Origin of the sequence: Nocardiopsis sp. CNT312, from assembly GCF_000515115.1 — a bacterium.
Taxonomy (GTDB): domain Bacteria; phylum Actinomycetota; class Actinomycetes; order Streptosporangiales; family Streptosporangiaceae; genus Nocardiopsis.
The window spans coordinates 130,346-152,282 of sequence record NZ_KI911536.1 but is presented as its reverse complement, the minus strand read 5'-3'; the positions used below and the strand labels follow the sequence as shown (position 1 = coordinate 152,282).

Annotated in this window: 24 protein-coding genes; 12 read left to right on the top strand and 12 right to left on the bottom strand. The window is 71.9% G+C overall.

Going from position 1 to position 21,937, the window contains the following annotated elements; all coding sequences use genetic code 11:
• Window positions 1-129: 129 nt before the first annotated feature.
• Together B042_RS26225 and B042_RS0117670 are read left to right on the top strand one after the other, a co-directional pair.
• Window positions 130-1,008, top strand: coding sequence for a serine/threonine kinase (locus B042_RS26225; RefSeq protein WP_231494138.1), 879 nt, complete (start codon window positions 130-132; stop codon window positions 1,006-1,008).
• An 80-nt stretch (window positions 1,009-1,088) separates the two neighbouring features.
• Window positions 1,089-1,523 (top strand): hypothetical protein, encoded by a 435-nt coding sequence (locus tag B042_RS0117670; protein ID WP_028649436.1) that lies wholly within the window; start codon window positions 1,089-1,091, stop codon window positions 1,521-1,523.
• 14 nt (window positions 1,524-1,537) lie between these two features.
• Here the strand turns inward: B042_RS0117670 and B042_RS23740 are convergent, their stop codons facing one another.
• The 3 genes from B042_RS23740 to B042_RS0117650 all read right to left on the bottom strand — a co-directional run bounded on the left by B042_RS23740 (window position 1,538) and on the right by B042_RS0117650 (window position 5,861).
• A complete protein-coding gene (locus B042_RS23740; RefSeq protein WP_036555527.1) occupies window positions 1,538-1,930 on the bottom strand; it encodes an SdpI family protein in 393 nt (130 codons plus the stop codon).
• Between the two features lie 544 nt (window positions 1,931-2,474).
• Window positions 2,475-3,839: a choice-of-anchor A family protein gene (locus B042_RS0117655; RefSeq protein WP_028649435.1), complete on the bottom strand. Its 1,365-nt coding sequence runs from the start codon at window positions 3,837-3,839 to the stop codon at window positions 2,475-2,477.
• A 243-nt stretch (window positions 3,840-4,082) separates the two neighbouring features.
• Window positions 4,083-5,861, bottom strand: coding sequence for a PASTA domain-containing protein (locus tag B042_RS0117650; protein WP_028649434.1), 1,779 nt, complete (start codon window positions 5,859-5,861; stop codon window positions 4,083-4,085).
• A 301-nt stretch (window positions 5,862-6,162) separates the two neighbouring features.
• Between B042_RS0117650 and B042_RS0117645 the strand changes: the two genes are divergently transcribed.
• Window positions 6,163-6,867 carry a gamma-glutamyl-gamma-aminobutyrate hydrolase family protein gene (locus tag B042_RS0117645; RefSeq protein ID WP_028649433.1) on the top strand — a complete coding sequence of 235 codons (705 nt, stop codon included), beginning with the start codon at window positions 6,163-6,165 and terminating at the stop codon, window positions 6,865-6,867.
• A gap of 432 nt (window positions 6,868-7,299) precedes the next feature.
• Here B042_RS0117645 and B042_RS0117640 read toward each other — a convergent pair whose 3' ends face one another.
• Complete coding sequence (locus B042_RS0117640) at window positions 7,300-7,767, bottom strand: NUDIX domain-containing protein (RefSeq protein WP_028649432.1); 468 nt, start codon at window positions 7,765-7,767, stop codon at window positions 7,300-7,302.
• 61 nt (window positions 7,768-7,828) lie between these two features.
• Window positions 7,829-8,878, bottom strand: coding sequence for a CPBP family intramembrane glutamic endopeptidase (locus B042_RS0117635; RefSeq protein WP_028649431.1), 1,050 nt, complete (start codon window positions 8,876-8,878; stop codon window positions 7,829-7,831).
• Window positions 8,879-9,620: 742 nt separating this feature from the next.
• Here B042_RS0117635 and B042_RS0117625 point away from each other — a divergent pair.
• Both B042_RS0117625 and B042_RS0117620 read left to right on the top strand, forming a co-directional pair.
• The gene (locus B042_RS0117625) at window positions 9,621-10,418 is read left to right on the top strand and encodes an enoyl-CoA hydratase/isomerase family protein (protein ID WP_036555526.1); all 798 of its coding nucleotides are present in this window, start codon (window positions 9,621-9,623) and stop codon (window positions 10,416-10,418) included.
• Between the two features lie 139 nt (window positions 10,419-10,557).
• Window positions 10,558-11,712: an acyl-CoA dehydrogenase family protein gene (locus tag B042_RS0117620; RefSeq protein ID WP_028649428.1), complete on the top strand. Its 1,155-nt coding sequence runs from the start codon at window positions 10,558-10,560 to the stop codon at window positions 11,710-11,712.
• Between the two features lie 321 nt (window positions 11,713-12,033).
• Here B042_RS0117620 and B042_RS0117615 read toward each other — a convergent pair whose 3' ends face one another.
• Complete coding sequence (locus tag B042_RS0117615; RefSeq protein WP_028649427.1) at window positions 12,034-12,570, bottom strand: hypothetical protein; 537 nt, start codon at window positions 12,568-12,570, stop codon at window positions 12,034-12,036.
• A gap of 107 nt (window positions 12,571-12,677) precedes the next feature.
• On the opposite strand from B042_RS0117615, the gene B042_RS25245 reads away from it, so the two are divergent.
• Window positions 12,678-12,848, top strand: a complete 171-nt coding sequence (locus B042_RS25245; protein WP_197024355.1) for a hypothetical protein — start codon at window positions 12,678-12,680, stop codon at window positions 12,846-12,848.
• 6 nt (window positions 12,849-12,854) lie between these two features.
• On the opposite strand, the gene B042_RS0117605 is transcribed toward B042_RS25245, so the two are convergent.
• From B042_RS0117605 to B042_RS0117590, 4 genes are all read right to left on the bottom strand, one after another.
• Entirely contained in the window at window positions 12,855-13,406 is a 552-nt protein-coding gene (locus tag B042_RS0117605; RefSeq protein WP_028649426.1) for an NUDIX hydrolase, read from the bottom strand.
• A gap of 61 nt (window positions 13,407-13,467) precedes the next feature.
• On the bottom strand, window positions 13,468-13,986 hold the full coding sequence (locus B042_RS0117600) for a hypothetical protein (protein WP_028649425.1): 519 nt from the start codon (window positions 13,984-13,986) through the stop codon (window positions 13,468-13,470).
• Complete coding sequence (locus B042_RS23735; protein WP_051415769.1) at window positions 13,983-14,405, bottom strand: ATP-binding protein; 423 nt, start codon at window positions 14,403-14,405, stop codon at window positions 13,983-13,985. Before B042_RS23735 ends, B042_RS0117600 begins: the two co-directional genes overlap by 4 nt.
• 12 nt (window positions 14,406-14,417) lie before the next feature.
• Window positions 14,418-15,617 carry a helix-turn-helix transcriptional regulator gene (locus B042_RS0117590; RefSeq protein ID WP_028649424.1) on the bottom strand — a complete coding sequence of 400 codons (1,200 nt, stop codon included), beginning with the start codon at window positions 15,615-15,617 and terminating at the stop codon, window positions 14,418-14,420.
• A 155-nt stretch (window positions 15,618-15,772) separates the two neighbouring features.
• Here B042_RS0117590 and B042_RS25870 point away from each other — a divergent pair, with 155 nt between their 5' ends.
• From B042_RS25870 to B042_RS0117575, 3 genes are all read left to right on the top strand, one after another.
• Window positions 15,773-15,916: a hypothetical protein gene (locus B042_RS25870; protein ID WP_155989187.1), complete on the top strand. Its 144-nt coding sequence runs from the start codon at window positions 15,773-15,775 to the stop codon at window positions 15,914-15,916.
• Between the two features lie 295 nt (window positions 15,917-16,211).
• Entirely contained in the window at window positions 16,212-17,585 is a 1,374-nt protein-coding gene (locus B042_RS0117580; protein WP_155989185.1) for a hypothetical protein, read from the top strand.
• Window positions 17,586-17,596: 11 nt separating this feature from the next.
• The gene (locus B042_RS0117575; protein ID WP_028649422.1) at window positions 17,597-18,121 is read left to right on the top strand and encodes a hypothetical protein; all 525 of its coding nucleotides are present in this window, start codon (window positions 17,597-17,599) and stop codon (window positions 18,119-18,121) included.
• A gap of 745 nt (window positions 18,122-18,866) precedes the next feature.
• On the opposite strand, the gene B042_RS0117560 is transcribed toward B042_RS0117575, so the two are convergent.
• Window positions 18,867-19,424: an ATP-binding protein gene (locus B042_RS0117560; RefSeq protein WP_028649420.1), complete on the bottom strand. Its 558-nt coding sequence runs from the start codon at window positions 19,422-19,424 to the stop codon at window positions 18,867-18,869.
• A gap of 253 nt (window positions 19,425-19,677) precedes the next feature.
• Here B042_RS0117560 and B042_RS0117555 point away from each other — a divergent pair, with 253 nt between their 5' ends.
• On the top strand, window positions 19,678-20,523 hold the full coding sequence (locus B042_RS0117555) for a helix-turn-helix transcriptional regulator (protein ID WP_028649419.1): 846 nt from the start codon (window positions 19,678-19,680) through the stop codon (window positions 20,521-20,523).
• 3 nt (window positions 20,524-20,526) lie between these two features.
• A complete protein-coding gene (locus B042_RS0117550) occupies window positions 20,527-20,775 on the top strand; it encodes a DUF397 domain-containing protein (protein WP_028649418.1) in 249 nt (82 codons plus the stop codon).
• Between the two features lie 140 nt (window positions 20,776-20,915).
• On the opposite strand, the gene B042_RS0117545 is transcribed toward B042_RS0117550, so the two are convergent.
• On the bottom strand, window positions 20,916-21,266 hold the full coding sequence (locus B042_RS0117545) for a C-terminal helicase domain-containing protein (protein WP_028649417.1): 351 nt from the start codon (window positions 21,264-21,266) through the stop codon (window positions 20,916-20,918).
• Window positions 21,267-21,641: 375 nt separating this feature from the next.
• On the opposite strand from B042_RS0117545, the gene B042_RS0117540 reads away from it, so the two are divergent.
• Window positions 21,642-21,923: a hypothetical protein gene (locus tag B042_RS0117540; RefSeq protein ID WP_028649416.1), complete on the top strand. Its 282-nt coding sequence runs from the start codon at window positions 21,642-21,644 to the stop codon at window positions 21,921-21,923.
• Window positions 21,924-21,937 lie beyond the last annotated feature (14 nt).

Below are 21,937 nucleotides of genomic sequence, written 5' to 3'. Positions count from 1 at the left end.
CGAGGTACGTTCACACAACGCGCCAGCCCGCACCCGCTCCCTGGTGCCCCCGTGTCCTGCCCGAACGCAGCCCTTGGAGCGCAGATGGCCTTTCACCTACCCCCGCCTCCCCCCGCACCGAAAGCCCCCATGAGCACGGGAAGGAAGATCGGACTCGGATGCGGCGGATGTGTGGGGGCGATGTTCACCCCGCTCGGACTCCTCGTCGCCCTGGTGGTCGGGCTGGCCGCGCCCGACCCCGAACCGGATCGGGTCTCGGCCGTGTCGTCGCCCTCCCCCGCCGAAGCGCCGTCCCCCTCACCCGCCGGGGAGGAGGCACCGCCGGAGGTGAGCGGTCTGGATCTGCCGGAGGCGGAGGAGGAACTCACCAGCGCCGGCTTCACCCTGGGCGAGGTGCTCCTCGCCGCTACGGGGGACGATCCGCCGTGGAACCGGTCGGCGATGCTGGTGTGCTTCCAGGAGACCGAGGGCACCGGGGTCGACGTACACGTCGCCCCGGAGGGCACCGACTGCCCGGAGTCCCCCGGCGGCGGCGAGGAGTGGCCGGCGCTGCCCGATCTCACCGGCGGCACGGTGGACCAGGCCCGTGAGTGGGCCGAGGGTGCCGGGGTGGGCACCAAGGTGTCGGCCGCGTTCGGCGGAGTCACGGCTCCCGAGGACGCCGACGAGCACACGGTGTGCGCGCATTCGCCCGAGGCCGGAGAGGAGAGGGCCCCCTACCGGGACGGGCTCTCGGTGGAGCTCTACGCCGTCGCTCCCGGCGAGACGTGCCCGGACGAGGTCGGGGACCCGCGCCCCGAGCCTGAGCCCGAGCCGGAACCCGAACCGGAGCAGCCCGCTCCCGCTCCGGAGCCCGAGCCGGAACCTGAGGCCCCCTCCCACGCACAGGGCGTGCACCCGGGCGCGTTCTGCTCCGAGCACTGGATGTTCGGGTACACCGCGAAGGGGACCCTGATGCAGTGCACCACCACACCGGCCGACGACAGGTTCCGCTGGCGCGGGGTGTGAGCGGCCCGACCCGCCGAGGCGGCCGGATCGGACCTGTGGACAACCCGGTCCGGCTGCCTCGGCGGGCGCATACTCGAAGCATGCTCTCTCCGCGCTCACACGCCCTGCTGTCCGCCCTCCTCAACGGCCTGGCCGAACACCGCCACCTGCTCACCCTGCACACCGGGCACCCGGCGAGCACGGTGGTCGACCGCGCGGAGGGGGACTTCACCGTCGAACACGCCGCGGTGGTGGAGCGGTTGTGCGCCGCGCTGGCGGAGGGCGCCCCCGCCGCGGTGGTGCTGCGCAGTTTCACCGACCGGGTGTCCCACACCCTGGCCGACGGCACCGCCATCCCCGCCGAGGTGGTGCGCGGCTGGACGGCCGGCGGCGGCGCGCTGCTCCCCCTGGACGAGGCGCGGATGTTCGACGCCCACTGCACCGACGCCGCCTCCGGGGAGCCGCTCCCGCCGGAGCGGGGGGTGGTCTACGCGGACGCGCCGGAGATCGACCTCACCGTCTTCCGTGCCCTGTGAGGACGGGGCCACCCCTACCGGGTCTCCTCCAGCACTCGCTTGGCCACCGTGTGGCTCCGCACCGTGGCGGCCACCAGGAGCGCCATCGAGGCGGCGTACCCCAGGACCGCGGCGGCCCAGGCGAGGGGCAGCAGGGCCTCGGCTGCCAGAGCGGAGAGGAGGAACCCGAGCGCGACCGCACCCGTGGCGTACCCGCAGCGCATGGCGGCGGTGAGCCGGGGCACCGCGGCGAGGTGGCCCTCACTCCAGGCGCGGTCCGAGGCCAGGGTGGCGGAGGTCCGCAGGCCCAGGAAGGCGTTCCTCGCCAACCCCCCGTCCCGTGCGGTGTTCCTGACCGAGTGCACCGTCCCCGCGATGACGAACAGTCCCAGCGCCAGGGCGAGGAGCCCGGCCGTGTCCTCCGTCATGGGCGCTTCCCTTCCCGCTCCACCCTGCCTCCTGTGTCCTTTGACGTCCGTTTCGCCGTGGTACAGGACTACCACGTGTGGCCCGCGCGGGGAGCCGCCGTCCCGCCCCGGGCGGCGGAGGACCCCGACCGGTGCGAAGGGGCCGGGCCCCTCGGGGAGAACGGGGGGAGGGGCCGACCGCGGGCGGACTCAGACGGCGGCGCCCGTGACGAGGTCGCCGCCGAGCAGCCCGAAGAGGGAGGCGGTACCGCGCTGGAGGAAGAGGAAGCCGCTGATCATCCGCAACAGGGACCGTGCCGGTCGGCGCAGCCGGCCGGGGGCACGGAGTCACCTCACGGGATCGGAAGGGGCCTTGAGGCCCGCCCAGGTGGGAAGGGGACCGGTCACTGCCCGGTGACCCGGCCGGCCGTGGTCCCCACAGCGTCGCCGTGGGCGTGCCCGGTGAACTCGTAGCGCACGGTGGCGCTCCGCGCGGCGGCCCGAGCGGGCGCGGGCCCGGCCGCACACGTGGCCGGGCCCGCGCTCTCAGCGCTCGGGGAACGGGTCAGGCCTTGCGGCGACGCCCCAGCACGAACGCGGCCGCACCGGCGCCCACCAGCACCACCGCGACGACCACCAGCGCCGCCAGGTTGGAGCCGGTGACGGGCAGGCCGCCCTCGTCGGGCTCGGTCGGCTCGGGAGAGGCCGGGTCGGAGGGGTTCCCCGACGGGTCCTGCGGGTCGCTGGGCTCCTCCGAGGGGTTCTCGGACCCCTCCTCCGACGGCTCCTCGCTGGGGTCGTCGGACGGCCCGTCGGACGGCCCGCCGGTGGGCTCGTCGCCACCGCCGCAGACGGGCAGCTCACCGGCGAAGTCGCCGTTGTGCAGCTCGCCGTCGTTGGTGACGCCCGCCGTCAGGGAGCCGTGCCCGAAGGAGGCCGCCACGACGGCGCCCTGGATGTTGCTGGCCGACAGCCAGTTCACCTCGGCACCGGGGGCGAACACCGTGCCTTCGAGCGTGCGGCTGTCAGGGGTGAAGGTGACCAGCTCGGCGTCGCCGAAGTTGAAGAGGACGTACCGGGCGTCCTCCAGCCCGATCCCCGCCATGTTGGGGGTGGACCACTCGAACTCCCCGTCCACGCCGGAGGTGTCGACGTTGACCAGCAGCGGGGAGTCGGCGGAGGGCTCGTCGTCGAAGGTGATGACCTCGAGGTCTGCCAGGTCCTCGGCGTCGACGTTCCAGACGTTGGCGCCCGCCTCCAGCGGCAGGGTCACGTTGGCGCCCGGCCCGAAGGGCGGCGAGGCCGGCTCGCCGTCGCCGGTGCCCAGCGGCACGACGGTGTTCTCGCACGAGGACAGGGCCTCCGCGCGGTCCCGGTAGGCGGGGAAGAGCGCGGCCACGTCGAAGGCCTCGGACGTGACCGACTCCTCGCTCTGCCTGGTGGTCAGGGTGATCCGGGGGTTGGACTCGCGGGCGCCGGGGGCGGAGACCACGGTGTTCACCTGGGCGTCGTTGCTGTCGGTGGTGCTGATCTCGGTACCGGTGGTATCGCCCACCTTCACGTAGCCGTTCTGGAGCACCTTGAGCTCGCCCTCGCTGCCACCGAGGTCCACCGACCCGTTGACCACGAGCGCGGAGGGCCGGTCGTCGCCGTCGGCCGTGTAGGCGCCAGTGGTGTGGGCCGCGATGTTGTAGGGGCCGAAGGTGAGGTCGCCGCCGACGGCGATCGGGCCCTCGGACTCGTTTCCGGCCAGCTCGGCGTCGCCCTCGACGACCACCAGGAAGCCGCGGTTGCCCTCCAGCGGGTTGGCCGTCTCGGAGGTGTCCGCGGCAGCGGTGCCGGGCGCGGCCAGGGCGAAGGCCAGCAGCGCGGCCGTACCCGCGCTCGCTCCCTTCAGAGCGGGTGAGGGGTGGCGTGGGGATCTCGGCATCGGATGGTTCCTCTTCCGGGTGTGCTGTGTTGTGGGGGAACGCGGCGGCGCACGCCAGGCGTGCTCAGGGTCTTTCCACCGCGGAGGTCGGTGTGTGTCCGCGGCCGCGGTCCCGGCCGCCCCGACGCGGTGCGGCCGGGCCGGACACGCGGGGCGGGGCCGGTCGGGGAGTACCGGCTCCCCTGGAGGGACGCGCTCCGCTCCCGTCCGGTTCACAGGGGCGGGGGCGCGGTGCGCGGGCGGTCAGCACCGGTCGATCCTCCGCCAGGGGCCCCAGCGGTGGGAGTCCTCGGGGGACTGGTCCTCGTTCCACCACACGGACTCGTAGGCCCTGCCCTCATGGACCACCCACGCGCCGTTGGGGTAGGTGGTGTGCGGCGACCAGGGGTCCGCGTCACAGGGGTCGGTCCCCGGCTCGGGCTCCTCGGACTCGTCGCCGTCCGGTCCGCCGTCGTCCTCCTGGTCTCCGGAGCCGGGCTCCGCCTCCTGGTCGCCCTCCCCGCCGTCCTCGTCCTCGGTTCCGGGCGAGACCGCCAGGACCACGCTGGCCCCGGCATCCACGACGGAGCCCGCGGCCGGGGTCTGGACGGCGACCTCCCCCTCGGGGCGCTCGGACCCCTCCTCCGTGACCACCTCCACGGTGAACCCCAGAGCGGAGAGTGCCGCGCGGGCGTCCTCCTCGGTCAGGCCCACCACGTCGGGAAGGCGGATGCCCTGGCTGACGGTGATGGTGGCGGTGTCGTCGTAGGGCACCGTCAGACCGGCCTCGGGGTCGGTCGCCAGGACCGTGCCGGCGGGCTCGCCGTCGGAGGGCTGCTGGACGACCTCGACCTCGGCGAACCCGCGCTCCGCCAGCTCCGCCAGGGCGGCCTCCTCGTCCTGGCCGATCAGGTCGGGCATCTCCACGGTGGCGGGTCCGGCGGAGACCGAGAGCGTCACCTGTTCGCCTTCGTCCAGGGCTGCCCCCACTCCGGGGTCGGAGGCCGCGACCAGGCCCGCTTCAACCGCGTCGTCGCGGACCTCGGCGTAGAGGACCTCCAGGTCCACCGGCAGACCGTTCAGCAGCGCGGTGGCCTCATCGGGGGGCAGACCGACCAGGTCGGGCATCTCCGCCCCGCCGGAGGCGGCCACCACCGCCGTTTCGGTGTCGGACCTGGGGATGAGCACCCAGACCAGGAGGGCCGCCATGACGAGGACCGCCGCGCCGACGGCCGACCAGAGCAGGAGCGGGCGCCGCCGGTCGCGCACCGGAACGGCCGCAGCGGCCCGGATGGGCACGGTGATCGGGCTCGTGTCGGCGGCGTGCCGTGCGGGGGCCGGGGGCAGACGGTCGCGCATCCGCGTGACCAGTGCGCGGTAGTGCGCGGCGTCGACCGGACGGTGCTCGGGGTCGCCGACGGTCGCCTTGGCCACGAGCAGGGCGTACTCCCCGCCGACCTCGGCGAGTTCCTTCTTCCCCTCCTCGGCCCCCAGCCCGGTGATCATGACGCACAGCAGCTCCCCCACCGCCCGCACGTCCTCCCGGGGATCGACGGCGGCCTGGGCCGCGACGGGCAGCAGGCGCACCACGCCGTCATCGGAGAGGTAGACCGTCTCGGGGCCGACCGCGCCGTGGGCCAGGCCCCGCTCGTGGAACTCCTCCAGCGCCGACAGCAGGGCGTCGACCAGGTCGAGGGCGTCCCGGCGGGAGACCCGCTCCTGGAAGCGCTCGCCGACGATGTGGGAGAGCGGGTGGCCCTCCACGGGGCCGGTGACCGTCAGCGCGCGGTCGTCGTCGGCCCAGTGGTCGACGATCTCCATCACCATGGGGTGGCGCAGGCCCCGCAGCGCGGACACGCGCGCGGCGAGGGCGTCCCGGTCACGGCGGCCCGCCTCGTGGGCCTCGACACGGACCCGTGTGCCCGTGTCGAAGTCGTAGGCCTCGTACAGAACGGTTCCCTCGTCCAGCCGCACGCCCTCGTCGCAACGGTAACGGCCTTCGAGCACGAAGGGAGGGGGTGAGAGGGGAGTGGGGGTCTCCATGCCCGAATTGTAAGGTTCGTTCGGGACCGCGCGCACCACCAGCGGCACCTGCCCGGCGTCCCCGCGGCGCACCGTCTCGGCGGCCCTCCGAAGCGGCCGGACAACCATGGTCCCGAGCCGCCGTGCTCGCCCCGACCCCGCCCTCAGCGTGTGGCGTCCGTGTCCGGGCCCGGCCATAGCCGGTACCGGGTTCCGCGGCGTGGCAGTTCCGGTGCCGGTGCGTCGGCCGACACGCGCGGGGCCCGACACGCGCAACCGCCTCCCCGAGGGGCAGGTAGTCGGCGAACGGAAAGGGGGGCCGATGCGGCCCGTGATCGGGATATCCGCCTACACCGAGCGGGCACGGTGGGGCGACTGGGACCTGCCCGCCGTCCTGCTACCGCAGGCCTACACCGACCGGGTGGCCGAGGCCGGCGGCCTGCCGGTGCTCCTTCCCCCCGTGGCGGGCGTGGCCAAAGCCGTGGAGCGGCTCGACGGCCTCCTCCTGGCCGGCGGCGGCGACATCGACCCCGGCCGCTACGGCGCCCCGACCGACCCGCGCACCGCCGGTGTACGCGGCGCGCGTGACACCGCCGAGATCGAACTGCTGGAGGCGGCGCTGGACCGCGGGCTGCCGGTGCTGGGCGTGTGCAGGGGGATGCAACTGCTCAACGTGGTGCGCGGCGGCACGCTCAACCAGCACCTGCCCGACCTGGTGGGCCACCACGGGCACCGCGAGGAGCCGGGCGTGTTCGGCACCCACCCGGTGACCGTGGCCGAGTTCTCCCGGACCGCCGACCTCCTGGGCGGGACCGCGCTGGAGGTGGCGACCTACCACCACCAGTCGCTGGCGGCACCGGGCGAGGGCGTGAGGGCCACGGCCTGGGCCGACGACGGAACGGTGGAGGCGATCGAGTACACCGACCGGTTCAACGTGCTCGGCGTGCAGTGGCACCCGGAGATGGGCGAGGACCTCTCGCTGTTCCGCTGGCTGGTCCGGCGCGCCCGCGACGCCGCCCCCGTGTGAGAGGGCCGCTGCCCGTGTCGGCGGCGCGGCTATGCTCGCCCGGTGGCCCGCCCCGGGCGGGCCGGACACCCCCCACGTGCAGGAGATCCGTTGAGCTAGGACGCCGTCGCCCTGGTCGCCGCACGGCCCGACGAGCGGTCGCTGGTGCGCGCCCTCGCCGACGTCGACCCGGAACTGCTGCTGGACACCCACGGTGACACCGGTGTCCTCCGGCTCCTGGCCCCGGGCGGGCACCTGCTGGCCGCGCTCGAACCCGGGATGGCGGTGGAGTCGCGCGAGGGTGCGGTGCGCCTGCTCGGAGCCGACGCCGTGGCGGGTCTGCCGGAACGGTTCTGGTGGGTGGAGACCCGCGCCCGCCCCGACGCACTGGGGCGCGAGGTGGCGCACCGTGAAGCGCCTCTCACCCGGCCGTGTCGCGCCCCGAGGCACCCGTCATCCCAGGTGGGGCTCGCCCTCGCCCAGGGCGTGCTCCACGCGCAGCCGCTGCGTGCGGTGCATCGGCAGGTCCACGACCTCCTCCGGAGCGAACCAGGCCACCTCGTAGGACTCCTCGCTCACCGCCAGCACGCCCCCGACGACCCGCGCCCGGAAGCACACGTTGAACTGGCGGCGCACCTCGCCGTCGCCGTAGGCGGCGACGTACCGGGGGTCGGTGTAGGTGCCCACCAGCCCGGTCACCTCCACCTCGTACCCCGTCTCCTCCCGCGTCTCGCGCACCGCCGCCTCGGGCAGGCTCTCGTCCATCTCCATCGCCCCGCCGGGCATCGCCCACAGCCCGTTGTCCGCCCGCCGCTGCAACAGCAGTCGGCCCTGATCGTCGAGAACGGCCGCGCTCGCCCCGACCCCCCAGGTGTTGGGGACCGGGGCGGACGGGTCGTCGTAGTACTCGGTCCGGGACATCACACCTCACCGGGTTCGTCGGACTCCCACGCACCGATCAGGGTACGCCGGGCCCTATCGCTCACGCGTTCCGTTCCATCGCCGGGACCGGCTCGGCGAACGGCTCCGAGGGGGTCAGGGCCGGCCCGCTCCCGCGGGTGCGCGCCCACACCACGGCCGTGGCCGCGATGAGGAGCACGCAGGGCACGAGCATGATCGGTGATCCGGTACCCACCGACCGGTCGAACCCGGCGGCCAGGTCGGAGTGCGTGACGATGACCAGGAGGAACGCGAGGGTGTTGTTGACGGCGTGGATGACGACGGCGGTCTCCAGTCCGCCGGTGCGCCAGGTGATGAGGGCCAGGGTGGCGCCGAAGGTGAAGTAGTAGACGTTGAGCCACGGGTCGAGTGCGAAGTGGACCACCATGAACAGCAGACTCGACACGGCCACTCCGAGGACGAGCGCGGTGCGCGGCCCCCTCCCCCAGCTCGCGGCGACCCGGAAGGCGAGCCCGCGCAGACCGTACTCCTCACCGGCGGACTGGAGCGGCACCAGCAGGACGGTGATGGCGAACATCCAGAACAGGTCGGCGAGCGGCCACGCCGACTCCTCCACCGGGGTGAGGAAGGTGAAGGCGGTCAGGTAGACCGTCCAGAGGGGGAGGATGACCATGAAGGACCGCACGAGTACCTCGGGCCGCAGGAGCGAGCGCACGGAGTGCAGCGAAGCGCCCCTCACCCCGTAGAGCCAGCGCTGGATGAGCATGCTCCACGGAATGAGCAGGGCGAGCGAGGCCATGGTGGCCGCCTGGAGCGCGGGGGTGAACCCGGTTCCGCCCAGCATCATGCTGTCCTGCCTGCCGAGCAGCAGGTCGACGAGGAGGGCGACGGCGCTGAGCCCGATGCTGAAGAGGAGCATCCCGCCCAGCAGGAGCGCGAGCGCGGCGATGCCCCGCCAGATCCGGCGCTCCTCCCCGGCCAGGACGCGGTGGTAGGGCACGCCCGCCGGGATCGGGAGTGGTCCGCGTCTGGGAGGCGGCGGGTACGGGGGCGGCGGCCAGGACGTGGCGGCGGGGGCCGGCTGGCCGGTCGGCGGCGGCTCGGAGGGAAAGCCGTGTTCGTCGTGGTTCATGCCCTCACGCTAATCAAGGCGGCGGTATCGCAGAAGTGCCGGTTCACACCGGTTCGCCCCGCGATCCTCACCGCTTGGAGATGACGGACGTCAGGGCCGTGCCACCGTCGGGTACGGGTCCCTTGGGAGGAGACGACGGCCCCCCGGTGCTCCCGAAGCCGGCCGGGGACACACCACCGGCCCTCCGCCGCCTCCGGTGCCGCCCCGGAATCCCCCGAAGGCCCGGGGCGTCAGGGATCGGTGCTGTGGACGACCCGCTCCGCCCACTCAGGCGATCCCATAATCGAAGCATGCTCTCCACCCGCGCCCACGCCCTGCTGTCCGCCCTCGTGAACGCCCCGCCCGGCAGCCGCCGCGTCCTCACCGTGCGCACCCGCTACGCGATGTCCGCCGCGGTCGAACCGCACAAGGGCCGCATCGGCGTGGAACCCCCGGGTGGCGGAGCGGCTGTGCGACGCCCTCACCGAGGGCGCGCTCGCCGCCGTGGTCCTGCGCAGCCGCACCGGCGAGGGCTCACGCCTCCTGGGCCACCGGGCGGAGGCTTCCGTCAAGCTCGTCCGCGGCTGGGCGCGGCCGAACACCGGCTGGAACCGCTCGGCGAGGCCGAGACGTTCGACGCCCGCTGCACGGACGCCGCCTCGGGAACGACCCGGGCCACCGGGGCAGCGTCCCTCCCGCCCCGTGCGGGAGCATGGGGCCGTCCGGACTCCACCGGTGTGTTCCCGTCCCGAGAGAGCCAGCCATGACCACCGCGCCCACCGTCCACCTGACCACCAGCGGCACCACCGCCACACTGCGCATCGACCACCCTCGGCGCAAGAACGCCATGACCGCGCACATGTGGGGCCTGCTGCCCCGGCTGCTGGAGGGTCTGGCGCAGGACCCGGAGGTACGCGTGGTGGTCCTGACCGGGGAGGGGACGGACTTCTGCGCGGGCGCCGACATCACCGAACTCACCGCCGACGCGGCCGGCCCCGAAACCGCCGGGCAGCGGGTGCTCGACGACCGGCTGGCCGAGGCCGCCGGGGAGGCGCTGGCCGCCTTCCCCAAACCCACGATCGCCATGGTCGACGGCCTGTGCGTGGGCGGCGGCTGCCTGCTCGCCACCGCCTGCGACCTGCGTGTGGGCACCCCGCGCACCCGTGTGGGCATCCCGGCCGCCAAACTCGGCGTGGTCTACCCCGCCTCGTCGCTGCGGCGGGTCGTGGCCCTGGCCGGGCCCTCCACCGCGAAACGCCTGCTGTTCACGGCCGACCTGCTCGGCTCCGAGGAGGCGCTGCGCGTCGGCCTGCTCGACGAGGTGGTGCCGGCGGCCGACCTCGCCCACCGCGTCACCGCGCTCGCCGACACCATCGGCTCACGGTCCCAGGTGAGCGTGCACGCGGCCAAGAGCCTGGTCGACGCGATCGGCACGGGCGCGCTCACCCCTGGTCTGGTCCGGCACTGGGACGGGGAGGCGGCCCGCCGCGGGGACCTGCACGAGGGCATCGCCGCCTTCCGCGAACGGCGTCCGGCGCGGTTCGCCGCCCCGCCGTCCTGACCCCCAGGGGTATCGGTGCTCTCACCTGCCTGGTGGGCGGGTGTCGGTCCGCTTCGAAGGGCTTTGTACTGTGTTTGGACAACGAATAACGTTCGGTGGCTCTTCAGGGGGCCTCCCGTTCCATGTGAGAGGAGCGGACTTGCGCCGCACAGTCTTCGACAAAGACCACGAGGCCTACCGCGACACACTGCGGTCCTTCATCGCGTCCGAGGTCACCCCTTACTACCAGGACTGGTTCGAGGAGGGCCTGGTCCCGCGCGAGCTGTACTCCAAGCTCGGCGAACTGGGCGTGTTCGGGATCAACGTCCCCGAGGAGTACGGCGGCGCCGGCCTGGAGACGCACAAGTTCGAGGCGATCCAGTACGAGGAGACCACCCGCGCCGGGGTGAGCTTCGGCGGCTCGGGCGTGCACGTGCTGCTCGCCCTGCCCTACATCAAGATGCTGGCCACTGAGGAGCAGAAGCAGCGCTACCTGCCCAAGTTCGTGACCGGCGAGGAGATGTGGGCGCTGGCCATGACCGAGCCGGGCACCGGCTCCGACCTGGCCGGGATGAAGACCACCGCCAAGCGCGACGGCGACCACTACATCCTCAACGGCGCGAAGACCTTCATCACCGGCGGCTTCCACGCCGACCGCGTGATCGTCTGCGCCCGCACCAGCCCGCCCAAGGAGGACGACCGCCGCTTCGGCATCTCCCTGTTCGCGGTCGACGCCTCGTCGGAGGGCTACTCGGTGGGCCGCAAGCTGGACAAGCTCGGCCTGCGCACCTCCGACACCGCCGAGCTGGCCTTCAGCGACATCCGCGTCCCGGCCGAGGACCTGCTCGGCGAGGAGAACAAGGGCTTCTCCTACCTGGGCCAGAACCTGCCCTCGGAGCGCTGGGGCATCGCCTACGGCTCCTACGCGCAGGCCAAGGCCGCTATCGGCTTCACCAAGGAGTACGTGCAGGAGCGCACCGTCTTCGGCAAGACGGTGGCCTCGTTCCAGAACACGAAGTTCGAACTGGCCGCCTGCCAGTCCGAGGTGGACGCCGCCGAGGCGGTCGTCGACCGCGCCCTGGAGGCGCTCGACGCCGGCGAGCTGACCCCCGCCGAGGCCGCGTCGGCCAAGCTCTTCTGCACCGAGGTCGCCCACCGGGTGATCGACCGCTGCCTCCAGCTCCACGGCGGCTACGGGTACATGAACGAGTACCCGATCGCCCGCCTGTACGCCGACAACCGCGTGAACCGGATCTACGGCGGAACGTCCGAGGTCATGAAGATGATCGTCGCCAAGTCCGTCCTGTCCTCATAGGGGCATCGGGGGCCGGACGGCCACCCGTTCCGCTTCGCAGCCGAGGGGCCCGTGGCCCCAAGGCATACCGACCAGTCGGTGCGTGACGGATGCGACACGGAGCGCATCAGGCTGGAAGGGGGCGGGTCCCGCGGGACCCGCCCCCCTCAGTGCGCGCCGGGAACGACGGCGCAGCGGCGGTCCGTCGAGGCTCGTCCCAGGACGAGATTCCACGCCGGGGTTCGCCCCGGGACGAACCTCGATACCCTTCGGACAACGGATCCCCATCGCCCACAGGCCCCGCTGTGACAGCGGGCACTCCCGACCGTCGTACCCCGTGCCCTACTCCGGCCGCTCTCGCCCCTCCATCCGGTCAAGGCGCCGGAGAATACGGTCGGCGAGCTGGTCGGGGGTAAGGCGGAACGGTACCCACTGGTCGCGGGACCCCGGCTTCATCGAGGCGTTGAACCGGAATCTGCGATGGGAATCGAGAGAGGGCTCCATGGCCGTGAACTCCTGGCTGGGGACCAGCCAGGCGGTCCGCAGAGCGCCCACCTGGGGGTCGACCACCGCGAAGAGCAGGTCCAGGTCGGGGCGGGGGCGGAAGGTCTGGGAACGGACGAGCGCCACACACCGCTCCTGCTCACGTACCATCTTGCCGTCGGACATGCGCGCCTTGACCTGGACCGCCAGTGTGCGGGATGTTCCACGCCGATGGAAGACCAGGTCGACCCCCTCATCGTCCACCAGGGAGGTCGAGACGTTGAGCTCTCCACGGGTCGCCAGAATGCAGGTCGCCGCGATCAGGTATTCGGCCGCCGCTCCCATCCGTGCAGCGTTCGGGCTCTTGGCCAGGTAGTCGGTGTCCTCGTCTGCCATGGGACGACCCTAGTGACTTCCTCCCCGGCCTGAGGGCCGGGGCATCCTCCGGGGAATCAGGTGAGGCGATCGAGGATCTCACCCGGGCACTCGACGACATCGCACCGTTGGGACTCGGGCGCGCCGAGGCCGGACTGCGCACCGGTCTGGCTCTGGCCTACTCCGTCCACGGTGACCTCCCTCAGGCCCACCATCAGGCACAGCGCGCCGCCGACCTCTCCGAGCGGTCCGGCTCGGTCCGCCAACGTACCCGTCTGGCTCGCCTGCTGGAACCGTAAGCTCCCTCAAGAGGCAGGGGCGAGAATGTGAAGCAGAGCGATGAGAGTGCCCGAACTCTGCACCCGCCCTTCGGCGACCAGACCGCGGACCTCGGCCAGGGGCACCCACTCGTAGACGCCTTCGTCGAACTCGGTCGGCTCCGCCACCAGATGGGCGTCGCGGCCGACGAAGACGTGGTGCGGGCTGCGGACCGTGCCGATCATCGGCTCGAACGTGGCCACGGGCTCCACCGAACCGACCCGGTGCCCGGTCTCCTCCAGCGCTTCACGGACGGCGGTCCGCTCCGGCGTCTCCTCGGGATCCAGCAGCCCGCCGGGCAGCTCCCACCCCCACACGTCCGGCACGAACCGGTGCCGGTAGCTCATCAGGACGTGCTCTTCGCCCCGGTCCAGGATCGCGATCACCGCGGCCGAGGGCAGGGTCACGGTGTGGTGCTCGAACCTGTTCCCCGAAGGCGTGGTGATGTCGGCCTTGCCCAACCTCACCCACGGGTTGTCGTAGAGGGTCCGCTCACCGTGCACCACCCAGCGGCCCTGACCGTCCTCGCTCCTGTCCATACCCCGAAACTACCGGCCGCGCCGGCCCCCGAGCAGGCGCGGCCGGTCTACGGGCGCTCGGCTACAGCACCGCCGTGGACAGGTGGTGGGCCAGCGCCCCCACGGCGGTGGCCATGGCGTAGGCGGCCACCAGCCGCGCCAGCCCCGGCCCCCGCCGGGGCCTGCGGTGGCGAGCCAGACGGCGGCCGGACGTGCGGTGCCCGTCGCGCGGACGGCGCGAGCGCCGGCGCGGCAGCGGCGGCTTCGGCGGCAGGGGTGCCGGCCGGGCCGGGCCGTCGTCGGGTGCCTCGCGCGGACGCGGAACCGGCACCACGGCGGGACGGTCGGGGTGCTGGCGGCGGTCGGACCGGTCGCGGGCGGCGATCCGCTCGGCGTGGGCGTCCATCCAGGCGGGCAGCTCACCGTGCGCCTGCCGGTAGACGATCCGGGGGTTGTCGGCCATCTGCGCCAGGACCCGCTCGCGGCGGGTGGGCTCGGCTGCCGGGCGTCGGGTGCCGGTGCGGGTACGGGTGAAGCGCGCACCCCGAGGCGCGGACAGCACCGCCCGCACCCCGGAGGAGACCGGCGCCGGTGCGGTCACTGCCCGGCCCCAGCGGACGTGGTGGCAGCGGCTTGGGTGAGGGTGAACTCCGCCCACAGGAAGGTGCCCAGCCCCTCGCAGAAGGGAAACCCGACCACGGCGCGGCTGCCCCACGCTGCGGCGAGGACGTCGATGAGCAGCAGGCCCCGGCCGCGTTCGGCCTCGGCCCACTCACGCCGGCTGCGGTCGGCCGGGATCTGCGGCAGGGAGGGCGGGGTGGGGCCGTTGGAGCGGTACCCGTCGTCGATCACCCCCACCCGCAGGCGGTCCTCGGCGGGCATGGTCAAGGTCCGGATCACGTGCCCCTCGGGCTCGCCCGAGCGCGAATGGTCCACCGCGTTGGCGAAGAGCTCGCTGGCGCACAGCACGGCGTCGTCGGCGGACGAGGCCGAGTGCGTCTTCGGGCGGGCACCAACCAGGTGGCTCTGCTGTCAGGTCTTGAGCCCCAGCCAGCCGGCGAAGGACGCGACACCGTCGGAGGAACGCCGCTGCTCAGCAGCGATCGCATGGACGGTCTCATGGACGTGCGGGTGAAACCGCGTCTGCTGGGGAGCGGCCTTCCTCGCACGGTTCAACGCCTTCAGCGCCGCTGGATGATCACCGGCCAGGGTCCATGCACGCGCCACGTCCTGCCAGTGCCGACCAACCCTCGTCGCCTTCATATCAGCAGGAAGTCGTAGACGCGATCCGGTCTGGGCTGCCCGGCCCGGATCACCGACGTCGAGAGCCACCGACACCCGGTGGATCATCACGTTCCCCGGACCGAAGTTCGTGTCGTAGGCGGCCGACTCGTGTCCGACGAGTCGGGCCAGGCGTTCCGCCTCCTCAAGGTGCTCCGCCACACGGTCGGCGTCGCGGTCGCGAGCAGCGAGAGTCGCACCCCGCAGGTGAGCCGCCCCGGCAAGAGCGAGTTCCGCCTCCCGTTCAGGCGGGCCGACCAGATCGAGCGAGCGTTCGACGCACCGCTGCCCACTCGCGTATGCCGAGTGGGACAGCAACAGGAGTGCGCGTTGCTGGATCGCGTGCGCGATCAGCAACGGTTGCCCTGACGACGCGGCAGCACGCTCCATCCGGTCCAGAAGTGTGGAGGCCATCACCAGCCAGCCGAACCGGTACGTGAGTTGCGCGGCGTTGCCGTATGCACGAGCGAGTAGACGGTAGGCGTGTTCACGCTCATCACCATGGTCGGCGGAGTCCACCGCGCCGTGCAGTTGCCGGAGAAGCACCGGAACCTTGACCAGCGCGCGGCGCGCGCGATCCTCGTGCCGGTCGCGTGCCACCGCAGCCAGGTCTACGGCGAGTTCTTCCAGCGCGGGAGGCTCCACCGGGTCGACGTGGGAGCCCTCAGCGAGGAGGGCTTGGAGTTCGGCGACGCCGGTGAGTCCGCCGCCATCCTCGGCCAGCAGCCGGTGATAGGGCTGGCCGTACAGTTCCTGGGGCTCGACACCGAGTGCCTTGGCCACAGCGGCGACGAAGCCGGCGGAGGCGGGCTCGCGGCCCTGTTCCACGGCGCGAACCATGCTCACGCTGTAGTTGGCCCGCTGCGCCAGCACCTGCTGACTCACCCCGGCGACCTTTCGGGCCACGGCGATCTGCTCCCCGATCGGCACACCGCGCGCGGTAACGGACATCAGCGCTCCTTCGGATTCACGGCTCTTCAACCACGAGCGTACGCAACCGCCGAAGTCTCCAACAGACGGACTGGCACTTCGCTGGCACTTCACCCCGTCCCACCGTGCCTACCATCAGTCACCGGATTCCTACATGGAGCAAAGGAGGAGACGTGGTGTCTGTCCCCAGCACAACCCTGTCCACGGCCACCGACGACCTGTTCACCACCCCCGAGACACTGACGGTCCCCGACCAGGCGCACGAGTACACCAAGACCGGCGGCGACTCCGACGTTCCCACCAAGTACGACGAGATCTGACCTGGTCCTCGGCAGGGGCGGTCCGATCCTGGAAGGCCGCCCCTCCTCCTCGTGCACTGGAGCGCCCGTGCTGACTCTCCTGCTTCACCCCCCGAACCTCGACGACCCCCACCACTGGACCCCTGCACTCACACTCGACCGTTGGGAGAACGGAGACTCCCACGTCACGCCCTATCTGCACCCCTGTCTGGAAACCGGGATGGTTCTCGGCCCTGGACGAGCGTTTCTCGTGAACCGGGAACGCGTGCGAGGCGCCACCGGCTGGTGTTCGTCGGAGACCGCGACCGTGTGCCACGTGACCCCGGACGAGTACCAACGGCGTCTGACCGAAGCCCGAGCTTGGCCGTTGGGGTTCGTCATCGTGGAGTTCACCCCCGGCCGCGTGCAGGTCACAGCGAGCGCGTGGGGCGTGGCCCCGGTCCACCTGACTTCGACGGGCGGCATGTTGCGCGGGTCGTGGGACCTGTTGGACCTGGTGCCTCACGTGGACACCCGCAGACTCGATCCGCCGTCGGTGGTGAGGTTCCTGACCTACGCCAACTACTACTCCTCAGCGACTCTGCTGGCCGACGTCACCACCGTCACCGAGCGGGCCACCGCCACTTACACTGGCGACGGACTCGGCATCGCTTACCCCGAGCCGGGGTTGCACGCTCTACCCCGTGAGCTGAAGCCCGACGCGGACCCGGTCGAGGTGTTCGAACGTGTGCTGCACGGGGTGATCAGCCGGTGGGAGTTCGACCCTGACCGAGCGGCCGTTGATGTGTCCGGCGGCATGGATTCGGCGAACGTCGCCCTGGCTTTGGCCCAACTCCATCCCGGTCGGATCGGAACGGGAGGGATGCTGCTGGCCGGATCCATGGGTGAGCAGCAGAGGCGGCGGCGTCGTGCATTGGTCGCGTCGGGTTTCCGGATCGACCACACGGTGGCGATGTTGGACCACCTGCCCTTCTCTCCTGGGGGCCGTCGCCGTAGCGGGGCTCCGTTCGACCCGATGGAGGGCGCCTTCGCCGAAGCACGGGATGTTCTGGTGGGCGCGTACGCCGACGGGGGAAAGCGGGTCCTGTTCACGGGTCTGGGTGGGGACGAGGCGATGAAGCTCCGCTCGGCCGAGCGTGAGCTGTGGGGTGTGGGCGGCCGGTCGCCGTTGCGCCTACGGGACGGGGCACCGGCATTCCTCGGTTCACGGGGACGACGCCTGGTACCCCACCAGTTCGATGGTGTGGCTCCGCTGGGACCGACTCTGTGGTCAATCCTGGAGTGCTTTTCGGCGTTCTACCCCCAGCACATGCGGCACGGGATCTGGCCGATCAATCCGTTCGCGGCCCCCGAGATCGTGCGGCTGGCCGAATCCCTCCCCTCCGCGTGGCGAGTGGGCAAACGCCTGTTGCGAGAGCGGTTGGGGCGGGCCGGGTTCTCACAGGACGTGACTCATCCACGCTCCCCGGAGAACTTCCAGCACATCCTGGACACCGCCATGATCCGCCACGGAGTCGGCCACCTGACCGACATACTCGACCGTGGGGCACTCCTGGTCGGGGACGGATACCTGGACGAGTTCGAACTGCGCCGATCCGCACGCGGGTTCCAGGCCGCTGGGAAGCGTACGTTCGATGTCTATCGGCCACTGATGCTGGAGAGCGCCCTGGTATCCCTGCAAGCCGGGTGAGAGGGAAGACGATGGAGATTCGACCAGCGGTCCCGACCGACCACGACGGTGTCGAGGCGATGGTGACGCGGCGCTTGGAGTGGATGGCCGACCGAGGGCTGCGGTCCCGGCCCACCGTGGCCCGGGACCTGGCCGCCCAGACCAACGAGGCCGAAGTCCCTATGTGGGTGCTGACGGAGGAGGGCACGGTGGCGGGGTGCACCAGCGCATACTCCGAATCACCGGAGTGGGGGTTCACCGAGAAGGAACGAGAGGTGCCCGCGCTGTTCCTGGCCTCCACCTGGACCGAACCGACGCAAGGCCGGCGGCTGGGCTGGGTACTGGCCCGCTGGGCGCTGGACCACGCCGCGCGCACAGGCCGGGAAGCCGTCCGGCGCGGTACTTTCGCAACGGGACTCGTGGAGTACTACTCACAGGTGCAGGGGTGGTCTGTGGTGCGGGAGGTGGAGCGCCGGAACCGGGTGTGCACGTTCCTGTCCCGGCCCGCAGAACCGCGTCCTGAGGTGGCGGCCCTCGTCAGGACGGCTACGGCATGAGGAAGGTCTGACGGTTGAGGACTTCGTGGCATCGGGGACGGGGCGGGGCCGCCGCTGCGGCGAAGTGGTCATGGACGCCCTGCCCGAGGACTTCCCCGGACCGTCGGCGGTGCTCGCGGGCGGCGACACCTGAACCCGGACCACAGGGCGGGGCCGGGTGGGGAAGGGCCGCGCCGGCCCCCGAACCGGCGCGGCCCCGGCCTATGAGCGGGCCGCTACAGCACCGCCGTGGACAGGTGGTGGGCCAGCGCCCCCACACCCGAGGCCATGGCGTAGGCGGCCACCAGCCGCGCCAGCCCCGGCCCCCGCCGGGGCCTGCGGTGGCGAGCCAGACGGCGGCCGGACGTGCGGTGCCCGTCGCGCGGACGCCGCGAACGCCGACGCGGCAGCGGCGGCTTCGGCGGCAGGGGTGCCGGCCGGGCCGGGCCGTCGTCGGGTGCCTCACGCGGACGCGGGACCGGAAGCGTGCCGGGCCGGTCGTCGGGCCGCTGGTGGGGGCTCTGGGGCCGGTCGGACCGGTCGCAGGCGGCGATCCGCTCGGCGTGGGCGTCCATCCAGGCGGGCAGCTCACCGTGCGCCTGCCGGTACACGGTCCGGGGGTTGTCGGCCATCTGCGCCAGGACCCGCTCGCGGCGGGTGNACTCGGCTTCGGGGCGCCGGGAGCCGGTGCGGGTGCGGGTGAAGCGCGCCCCCCGGGGCGCGGACAGCACCGCCCGCACCCCGGAGGAGACCGGCGCGGTCGCGGTCACTGCCCGGCCCCAGCGGCCGTAGCGGCGGTGAGGACAGCGGGCGTGAGGGTGAATTCGGCCCACAGGAACGTGCCCAGCCCCTCGCAGAAGGGGAAGCCCGCCACGGCCCGGCTCCCCCACGATGCGGCGAGGGCGTCGACGAGCAGCAGGCCGCGTCCGCGTTCGGCCTCGGCCCACTCGCGGGGGCCGCGGTCGGCGGGGATCTCGGGCAGCGTGGGCGGGTGGGGGCCGTTGGAGCGGTAGCCGTCGTCGATCACCCCCACCCGCAGGCGGTCTTCGGCGGGCATGGTCAGGGTGCGGATGACGTGCCCCTCGGGCTCTCCGGAGCGGGAGTGGTCGACGGCGTTGGCGAAGAGCTCGCTGGCGCACAGCACCGCGTCGTCGGCGGTGTCGGAGGCCANGCCGGACAGGCGGGCCAGGTCCTCGCGCAGGTCGTCGCGGAGCTCGCGGGTGTGGACCAGGTCCCCGGGGTAGAGGCGGCAGGGCCACCGCCGCCCCGCGAACCCGCCTGTGGACGTGTGGAGGGGTGTGCGCTGTTCGGGCACAATGAACATGCCGATCTCGCTTTCTGGCTACACAGGGTGGAAAGGGTTGGCGTGCCCTGGGGGGTGTTGGCGCACCCACCAGGGCTTTCTCATGCCCAGAGCACAAGCAACATCGCGGCAGGGCCGGACACCGACCACCACCCGTCACCGAACGCCCAGGCTCGACTACAGTAGATCTCATGAGATTCGCATATGCAATCCGCATCTACAGATTTCTTCAAGAGATTTGCCCACCCAGGGACGCCAAGGCACCATGGAAGGCATGACAACAAGCCCGACTGTCGCGCAATGGCAGCTAGCAACCGATTTGCGCAAATTGCGCGAAGATCGGAAGCTCGGGGAAGTAGCCAAAGCCATCAAGGTGAACATCTCCACCGTCTCCCGTTGGGAGACTCCGGGAGTCGAAGGGGTCATCCCAGGCCCCGGGAGCTTGGAGCGCCTGCTGGAGTTCTACGGCCTCTCCCCCGAGGCGATCGAGCGCTTCCTCCATGTTCGCAAGGAAGCCCGATCGTCCGGCTGGTGGCAGTCCAGCGGCATCGCCGAGGACTACGGGACCTACATCGGACTGGAGAGCGCGGCACGGCGCATCCGCACCTTCGAACCCGTCCTGATCCCTGGGCTCATGCAGACCGAGGGCTACGTACGGGCACTCTTCAAGGGAACGATGCCGAGCGCCACCACCGATGTCGTCGACGCGGCCGTCGAAGTCCGGATGAACCGACAGAGCGTGTGGCAGTCCAGCAGTGCTCATATGTGGGCGATCGTCAGCGAAGCCGCTATTCGGACCACGGTCGGAGGCCCTAAGCTGATGGCCGAGCAGCTCAGGCACCTCGTCCAGACCGCGGAGCAGCCGAACGTGACCTTCCAGGTCCTCCCCTTCGAGGCAGGCGCCCATGCCGCCCTAGAGATCGGTGCATTCACGCTCCTCACCTTGGATGCGCTGGAAGTGCTCATGACCATCACCGACAACACGAGTCTCTTCTGGGACGATCAGACAGTCTTGAACCGGCACACGGAAGTCTTCGAACGCCTGCTGGCCGATGCGTGGCGCCCGGCTCAGACGATCGAGTTCCTCAGCCGAACCTCCGAGACTCTGGAGAAGGAGTAAGCGATGCAGCCGCAGGCCCTGCACTGGTTCAAGTCCAGCTACAGCGGGACATCATCCAACTGTGTAGAGGCCGCCCACGCCTCCGCCCGGCTATGGCACAAGGCAAGCTACACCAACGACCGTGGGGCGTGCGTCGAGGTGGCCGAGGGGCCGGTCACCGGGGTCCGCGACACCAAGAACCGTGAGCTGGGCGCACTCTTCTTCGGTGCCGATGAGTGGCAGTCCTTCATCGACACCACCAAGGACGCCTGACCGCCCCTCCCCCGGCCCATGAACACGTGATCTTGCTACCAGCGCAGGAAAACGGCCCTGATCCTGCACTGGTAGCAAGATCACGCACGTCCGGCCCCGTCCGCTGCCCGCCAGCGGGCGGGGCCGAGTGCTGCCAGGGATCAGGCGGGGGCGTGCCGCTGGCCGTAGCGGTCCACGCGGCCCTCGCGCTGGTCGTGGCGGGTGGGGTTCCACGCCAGGTCGTAGCGGACGACGGCGTCGAAGTAGTGCTGGAGGTTGACGCCCTCGGACAGGCAGTCGGTGGCGACCAGGACGCGGCGGGAGCCGGGTCCCGGGGCCGTCTCTCCCCCGGCCTCGCGGGCGGCCTCGGCGGCGGCCTCCTCGGCCAGTTCCTCGATGCGCTGGACGCGCTGCTGCGGGGAGAGAGGAGTTCGAGCGGGCGGCGCGGGAGCTGTCGGTGCTCGCCGGGCGGGCCGCCGAGCTGGCCCGGGAGGGTCTGACCGGCGGGGCACTGGAGCCCGCCGAGGACCGGTAGCCGCTCGGAGCGGGATCGGCCTCGGGTGGGGTCGACCTTCTCCCTGGGGCGAAGGTCGACCCGAAGTCTCGCCCTGGCACGATCCTCGGCAGCCACCGGAACACGAACCAGGGAACACAGGCGTTCGAAAACAAGGGTGTTGACAAAGTTTTCGTTTGAAACCCAGTCTGTGCACTGACAGGGTGCGCACCGGCGGACTCTGGAATAGTTTGGGGCGCACGTCCGAGACTCGGACCCGGCCGGGTCCGGAGATCGACAGCCACGGCTCCCTACCGCCGCGTCCTTCACCGAGGAGGAGCCAGCCGAACCGTCGGCTGCGCAGGGCCCCGAGACCGCCGACTTCGGCAGGGTGATGCTGTCGCTGTACGAGCGGGCCAAGTCCGAGGCGGGCTACACGGCCTCCTCGTTCCTGGGGATGCTCTCCGACCTGGGTCCGATGGAGACCGCACGCAAGCTGCTCGACGCCCCAGCCGTCTCCGACGGGTTCGCGAACCTGAGGGAGCGGGGGCGGCTGGACCTGACGGTGGAGGCGCTGGTGCTGCGGTCGGAGTACGCGCCGCTGTTCTCCGCCGAGCAGATGGAGCGGGCGCACGCGCGCCTAGCCCAGTTCGGGTACCGCTTCCCGGACGACTGATCCGGCAGCACGCC

Bases quoted from the DNA above. Each gene is read 5' to 3' on its own strand.
- B042_RS26225 (WP_231494138.1), top strand. From the start codon at position 130: ATGAGCACGGGAAGGAAGATCGGACTCGGATGCGGCGGATGTGTGGGG.
- B042_RS0117670 (WP_028649436.1), top strand. From the start codon at position 1,089: ATGCTCTCTCCGCGCTCACACGCCCTGCTGTCCGCCCTCCTCAACGGC.
- B042_RS23740 (WP_036555527.1), bottom strand. From the start codon at position 1,930: ATGACGGAGGACACGGCCGGGCTCCTCGCCCTGGCGCTGGGACTGTTC.
- B042_RS0117655 (WP_028649435.1), bottom strand. From the start codon at position 3,839: ATGCCGAGATCCCCACGCCACCCCTCACCCGCTCTGAAGGGAGCGAGC.
- B042_RS0117650 (WP_028649434.1), bottom strand. From the start codon at position 5,861: ATGGAGACCCCCACTCCCCTCTCACCCCCTCCCTTCGTGCTCGAAGGC.
- B042_RS0117645 (WP_028649433.1), top strand. From the start codon at position 6,163: ATGCGGCCCGTGATCGGGATATCCGCCTACACCGAGCGGGCACGGTGG.
- B042_RS0117640 (WP_028649432.1), bottom strand. From the start codon at position 7,767: ATGTCCCGGACCGAGTACTACGACGACCCGTCCGCCCCGGTCCCCAAC.
- B042_RS0117635 (WP_028649431.1), bottom strand. From the start codon at position 8,878: ATGAACCACGACGAACACGGCTTTCCCTCCGAGCCGCCGCCGACCGGC.
- B042_RS0117625 (WP_036555526.1), top strand. From the start codon at position 9,621: ATGACCACCGCGCCCACCGTCCACCTGACCACCAGCGGCACCACCGCC.
- B042_RS0117615 (WP_028649427.1), bottom strand. From the start codon at position 12,570: ATGGCAGACGAGGACACCGACTACCTGGCCAAGAGCCCGAACGCTGCA.
- B042_RS0117605 (WP_028649426.1), bottom strand. From the start codon at position 13,406: ATGGACAGGAGCGAGGACGGTCAGGGCCGCTGGGTGGTGCACGGTGAG.
- B042_RS0117590 (WP_028649424.1), bottom strand. From the start codon at position 15,617: ATGTCCGTTACCGCGCGCGGTGTGCCGATCGGGGAGCAGATCGCCGTG.
- B042_RS0117575 (WP_028649422.1), top strand. From the start codon at position 17,597: ATGGAGATTCGACCAGCGGTCCCGACCGACCACGACGGTGTCGAGGCG.
- B042_RS0117555 (WP_028649419.1), top strand. From the start codon at position 19,678: ATGACAACAAGCCCGACTGTCGCGCAATGGCAGCTAGCAACCGATTTG.
- B042_RS0117550 (WP_028649418.1), top strand. From the start codon at position 20,527: ATGCAGCCGCAGGCCCTGCACTGGTTCAAGTCCAGCTACAGCGGGACA.
- B042_RS0117540 (WP_028649416.1), top strand. From the start codon at position 21,642: ATGCTGTCGCTGTACGAGCGGGCCAAGTCCGAGGCGGGCTACACGGCC.